Raw genomic sequence first — 707 nt, forward strand, 5'->3', positions numbered from 1 at the left:
TCGCTGCTGCTGACCGCGCTCAAGGACCGCGCTCAAGGTGCCGTTGGCAATCGTCAGGTCGGTGTTGGTGAAACCAGTGACCGCCTCGCTGAAGGTGATGGTCACCAGTGAGGTTTCACCGATCCTCAGCGCAGTGTCCGCCACGACGACGGTTGCTGTCGGACGCACGGTGTCGATGGCGTAGTTGTTCGAATTGCTGGTGCCGATGCCCACGTTGCCGCTGCTGCCCCCCTGCACGCCGCTATTGTCCAGGATGATCAGGTTGGTCGCATCGGTGATGCTGACGGTTGGCGTGAAGGTCGCCGTCCAGGTAATGCCGCCGTCGCTGCTGCTCACTGCGCTCAAGGTGCCGTTGGCGATGGTCAGGTCGGCGTTGCTGAAACCGGTCACGGCCTCGGAGAACGTGATGGTCACCAGCGAGGTTTCGCCGATTCTCAGCGCGGTGTCGGCGACGACAATGGTGGCTGTCGGTGCCACGGTATCAATCGTGTAGTTACCGGAGTTGGTAGTCCCGCTGCCTGTGTTACCGGAGAGGTCGGTCACACCGGTATTGTTCAGGGTAATGACGTTGGTCGCATCGTTCACACCCACCGTTGGCGTGAAGGTTGCGGTCCAGGTGATGCCGCCGTCGCTGCTGCTCACCGCGCTCAAGGTGCCGTTGGCGATGCTCAGGTCGGCGTTGGTGAAACCGCTGACCGCTTCGCTGA

Annotated in this window: 1 protein-coding gene; it reads right to left on the reverse strand. The window is 62.0% G+C overall.

Annotation, left to right across the window (positions count from 1 at the left end):
* On the reverse strand, positions 1 to 707 hold a 707-nt coding region (locus PMI32_RS02295; RefSeq protein WP_008034818.1), incomplete at both ends, for an Ig-like domain-containing protein.

The sequence above is a fragment of the Pseudomonas sp. GM60 genome, from assembly GCF_000282415.1.
Lineage (GTDB): Bacteria > Pseudomonadota > Gammaproteobacteria > Pseudomonadales > Pseudomonadaceae > Aquipseudomonas > Aquipseudomonas migulae.